Annotated in this window: 3 protein-coding genes; all 3 read left to right on the top strand. The window is 63.6% G+C overall.

Annotation, left to right across the window (positions count from 1 at the left end; translation table 11 throughout):
• The first annotated feature begins 92 nt into the window (after positions 1–92).
• From GKA01_RS13475 to GKA01_RS13465, 3 genes are read left to right on the top strand one after another with little or no spacing between them, the layout of a single operon-like run.
• The gene (locus tag GKA01_RS13475) at positions 93–287 is read left to right on the top strand and encodes a DUF1656 domain-containing protein (RefSeq protein ID WP_062499659.1); all 195 of its coding nucleotides are present in this window, start codon (positions 93–95) and stop codon (positions 285–287) included.
• Between the two features lie 12 nt (positions 288–299).
• Complete coding sequence (locus GKA01_RS13470; protein WP_146864142.1) at positions 300–1211, top strand: biotin/lipoyl-binding protein; 912 nt, start codon at positions 300–302, stop codon at positions 1209–1211.
• A 1-nt stretch (position 1212) separates the two neighbouring features.
• Positions 1213–2730 (top strand): efflux transporter outer membrane subunit, encoded by a 1518-nt coding sequence (locus GKA01_RS13465; protein WP_146864139.1) that lies wholly within the window; start codon positions 1213–1215, stop codon positions 2728–2730.
• The last annotated feature ends 1 nt before the right edge of the window (position 2731 follow it).

Here is a 2731-nt window from a genome sequence, read left to right as displayed (position 1 = left end):
AGTTGATGTGGCTGAGCGAGGGGCGTTGTGTACGAATTGTCTTACAGTCAGGCGGGTGACGGTCTGGTGGTTGACGGTGGGGTCGGTACCTGATGCTGGCTGAAGTTAACCTGTTTGGCGTTTTCGTTGCACCGCTTTCCATTTACGCCGTAGCGGCGGTCTTTGTGACGTTACTGCTTCGAAGCATCCTGTGGCGCACTGGTGCGCTCGGATGGTTCTGGCACGTCGCTCTCTTTGAAATAGCGCTTTATGTCTGTGTTCTCTGTCTGCTCATCCTTTACGTATAGGAGGGGTCGGCGATGAACTGGACCCGCAGTGTGATCCGTGTCCTGCTGACCCTCATCGTCCTGGCGCTCGCCATCGGCCTGGGGCGGACGATGTGGGACATCTATGTCCTCGCCCCCTGGACCCGTGACGGCCGCGTGCGTGTTTACGTCGTGGATGCCGCGCCTGAAGTTTCGGGCACGGTTGTGGCCGTGCCGGTCGTGGACAACCAGTTCGTCCACAAGGGCGATCCGCTTTTCGTGCTTGATCCGGTGCGCTTCCGCCTCGACATCGACGCCGCCCGCGCCCGGGTAGCCGGGGCAGAGGAAGACCTGAAGCTTCGCACGTCCGACGCCAAACGTCGCATGGGGCTGGGCGGCATCGTCTCGGCGGAAGAGCAGGAAGATTTCAATTCCAATGTCGAGACCCAGCGAGCCAAGGTCAACGCGGCCAAGGCCGAGCTGAATACCGCGCTGCTGAACCTCCAGCGCTCGACGGTTTATTCACCGGTGGACGGCTATATCACCAACCTCAACCTGCGGGTGGGTGACTATGCCCATGCCGGCGTGTCGGGGCTCGCGGTGATCGACGCGCACAGCTACTGGGTCAACGGGTATTTCGAGGAAACCAAGATGCATGGCGTGCATGTTGGGGATGAAGCCCGCATCAAGCTGATGGGCTACAAGCGCATCATCATGGCCCATGTTGTCAGCATTGGGCGCGGCATCAACGACCAGAACGGCGTGTCCGACAAGCTGGGCCTGCCGGACGTCAACCCGATCTTCACCTGGGTGCGTCTGGCACAGCGCATTCCGGTGCGTCTGGAGTTCGACAGCGTGCCGCCCGAGGTCACGCTGGCGGCCGGCATGACGGCGACCGTGACGATCGGACGTGAGACGCCGGGGGCGCGCGGACGTCTGACCACCTGGCTGCAGAACCACCTCTGACATGTCACGCAACTCTTTCACCCGGGCCGTAGCCCTTGCCCTGGGCACCTGCCTGTCGCTGACGGCCTGCACGGTCGGGCCGAACTTCAAGCCGGACCGGATCAAGGTGCCCGATGCCTTCGTCGAGCAGCCCCACCCCGCCACGGCCGATGCGCTGGCGCAGTCGGCAGCCGACATGAAGGACTGGTGGTCGCAGTTCCATGACCCCATGCTCAACGAGCTGGTGGATCAGGCGATCAGGGGCAATTACGACCTGCAGATCGCCTCGCAGCATATCATTGCCGAGCGCGCGGTGCGGCGTCAGGCACAGTCGGCCTGGTATCCGCAGCTTGATGCTGCCATGGGCGGTGGCGACGACCGCTATTCCATCAATGTGGACAACTGGCCGCTGCGTCCGGGCAATCCGGCCAACCGCCCCGACGCTTCGGTCCTGACCTATGGCGCGCGGGCGAGCTGGGAAGTCGATCTGTTCGGGCATATTTCCCGGCAGGTGGAAGAACGTAAGCGGATCGTCGAGGAATCGATCGAGAACCGGCGCGGCGTGCTGCTGGCGCTGCTGGCCGAGATGGCGACGGATTACGTGACGCTGCGCTCGGTACAGGAGCGTCTGGGCGTCACCGAACGCGCCATCGACGTGGCCAGACGCTCACGCGAACTGACCGAGAAGCTCTACACGCATGGTCTGGGCAACACGCTGGCCGTGGCGCAGGCGCAGACGGAAGAGCATCTCGAACGCTCGCGTCTGGCGCCGCTGCATGAGCAGGAAGAGCGGCTGATGCATGCCATCGCCGTCCTTGTTGGCGACATGCCGGGGCAGCTTGAGGAAGAACTGGAAAAGCGCCGCCCGATCCCGGCCCTGCCGCGCTTCCCCGACAGCCTGCCGTCCATCGTGCTGGCCAACCGTCCCGATATCCGCATTGCCGAGGCCGAATACGCAGCCGACACCGCGCGCGTGGGCATCGCGGTCTCGAACCTCTATCCGAAATTCATGATCCCGCTGACCTTCAACCCGAATGCTTCGGCCGCCTACCAGGCGTTTCAGGCGGGTGGCATGGCCTGGAGCTTCATGATGATGGCGACGCTGCCGGTCATCCATGGCGGCCGCTATACCGCCGCGATCGCGCAGGCCCGGGCCGAAGCCGAGGGCAGCCGTCTGAACTATCGTAAAACGGTGCTCAAGGCGTTCGCGGAAGTCGAGGATGCGATGGGCGACTGGCGGCACAATGCCGAACTGGTCGAAGAACTGAACCAGGCCTCCGTCGATGCAGCTCTGGCCCGCGACCGGGCGCAGAAACTGTTCGGAGCGGGCCTGACCGGTTATCTGAACGTACTGACGACCGAACAGACCGCCCTCTCCGCCGAAGACCAGGCCGTCGTCGGGCGCCTCGCCCGTGTCCGAAACGCCGTCGCCCTCTACGTCGCCCTCGGCGCCGGATGGCAGGGAAAAGCCCTCACCGACACAAGGCTCCCCGTCGAAGTCAAACAGCAGAACGCCTTCGTCAGAGCTTTTACTCGGTAAA

The sequence above is a fragment of the Gluconobacter kanchanaburiensis NBRC 103587 genome, from assembly GCF_007988905.1.
In the GTDB taxonomy this organism is placed as follows: domain Bacteria; phylum Pseudomonadota; class Alphaproteobacteria; order Acetobacterales; family Acetobacteraceae; genus Gluconobacter; species Gluconobacter kanchanaburiensis.
This window is presented reverse-complemented; position numbering and strand designations above follow the sequence as displayed.